We start from the raw sequence: 2,045 nt of genomic DNA, 5'->3' as shown, positions 1-2,045 counted from the left end.
CCCCCGGCGCCCCACCCGGCGCCGGGGGACGGCGCGTTCACGCCGTCGGTCAGGTGTGCGTGATCACCTGCCGCCGTGTCAGCATGCGGGGCCAGGGATCGGGCGGAAGCGTCGCCCCCCGCGGGCCCCAGGGGCGCTGGCCATGATCCTCGGAGGAGGGGCCCGCGCAACGGGAGTGAACCGATGATTGTGACTGACTGGGTGGTGCGCCACGCCCTCACGGCGGCGGAGCACCAGGCCGAGTTCACCAGCCTCAGCTCACGCGGCTACCGTCCGCTGAGGATCGCGGGCTATGAACTCGGGGCACAGCCCCGGTACGCGAGTGTCTGGGCCGTCCAGGGCGGCAGTGACTGGCGGGCCCGCCATGGCATGACCGTCACCGACTACCAGGCCGCGATCACCGCGCAGTCCGCCGAGGGCTTCCGCCCGGTGGACCTGTCGGTCTTCCGCTCCGGTGGGCAGGTCCAGTTCAGCGTCATCTGGGAACGGGACCAGGGCCCTGAGTGGGTCGCCCGCCACGGCCTGACCGCCGCCCAGTACCAGACCCTCTCCGATGACCTCACCACCCAGGGCTACCGCCCGCGCTGTGTCTCCCCGTACGAGGACACCGGCGGCGAGCGGTTCGCCTGTCTCTGGGAGCGTGCCGCCGGTCCCGCCTGGTCGGCGCGGCACGGCCTGACCGCCGCCGAGTACCAGGTCGCCTTCGACACCCATCGCGACCAGGGGTTCCGACTGATCCGTACGGTGGGTCACCCCAGCGGCGGCTCCATCCGTTACGCGGCGATATGGGAGAAGTCGCCGGGACACGCCTGGACGGCCGCCCACTCCGTGGCCCACGCCGACTTCCCGGGCCATGTCGACACCAACCGTGCCGCGGGCCTGCGTCTGGTGGATGTCAGCGGCGTCCGTGACGGAACCTCGGCCCGCTACACCACCGTCTGGGAGGCCACCCCCGAGACCGCGGCGGGCGACGCCGCGGCCGCGCTGGTCGTACCCTTTATGCAGAAGTGGGCCGTGCCGGGACTCTCGTTCGCCGTCGCGCGCGACGGCGTGATCCGTTCCGCGCGCTCCTTCGGTTACGCGAACCGCGTCACCCGCGAGATCGCCACGCCGGACCACCGGTTCCGGGTCGCGAGCGTCAGCAAGCCGATCACCTCCACCGCCGTCCATCTCCTCATCGACCGGGGCCAGCTCTCCCTCACCGACCGCGTGTTCGGCACCGGAGCCCTGCTGGGCACCACCTTCGGAACCCAGCCCTACAGCGCGCGGCTGCGGGCGCTGACCGTGCGGCATCTGCTGGAGCACTCGGCCGGTGGCTGGATCAACGACGGCGCCGACCCCATGTTCCAGCAGCCGTCCCTCAGCCGGGACGCGCTGATCAGCTGGACCCTGGACAACCAGCCCCTGAACCAGGACCCGGGCACCACCTACGGCTACTCCAACTTCGGTTACTGCCTGCTGGGGCGGATCATCGAGCGCCGTACCGGACTCTCCTACGGGGAGTTCGTGCGTTCCTCCGTGCTCACCCCCGTCGGCGCCGGGCGGATGCTCGTGGCCGGTGCCACCGCTCGGGACCGGGCCGAGGCGGAGGCCGTGTACACCGGACTGAACGGCGCCTCACCCTACGGGCAGCGTGTCGACCGGATGGACGCCCACGGGGGCTGGGCGGCCACCCCCTCCGACGTCCTGCGGTTCTGTTTCACGGTCGACGGTCTGCCCGCACCGGCCGATCTGCTCCTGCCCGCCACCCGTACCGCGATGACGACGGCGTCGGCCGTCCGTCCGATCACCCCGACGACGGCGGGGTACGCCCGGGGCTGGGCCGTCAACAGCGCCGGGACCGTCTGGCACAACGGCACGCTCACGGGGACCCAGGCCATCCTGGTGCGCCCCTCCGACGGCCGTGCCTGGAGCGCCGTCTGCAACGCCGGCCGTCCCGGCACCGCCCTCGGCGGTGAACTGGACACCCTGATGTGGCAGGTGCAGCAGGTGGTCTGACCTCCCGTACCAGGCCCGGTCCGGCGCCCGCCCACCAGGGACGGGCG

1 protein-coding gene is annotated in these 2,045 nt (G+C 72.3%); it reads left to right on the top strand.

Translation table 11 applies throughout. The features are described from left to right. Positions 1-183 precede the first annotated feature (183 nt). On the top strand, positions 184-1,998 hold the full coding sequence (locus ACFVIM_RS34870) for a serine hydrolase (protein ID WP_384310327.1): 1,815 nt from the start codon (positions 184-186) through the stop codon (positions 1,996-1,998). The last annotated feature ends 47 nt before the right edge of the window (positions 1,999-2,045 follow it).

The sequence above is a fragment of the Streptomyces sp. NPDC057638 genome (assembly GCF_042800315.1).
Classification (GTDB): domain Bacteria; phylum Actinomycetota; class Actinomycetes; order Streptomycetales; family Streptomycetaceae; genus Streptomyces.
Note: the sequence above shows the minus strand (reverse complement) of the source record. Positions and strands in the feature narration are given on the sequence as shown.

Excerpts from the sequence above, each read along its gene's own strand:
- ACFVIM_RS34870 (WP_384310327.1), top strand. The coding sequence starts at position 184 with ATGATTGTGACTGACTGGGTGGTGCGCCACGCCCTCACGGCGGCGGAG.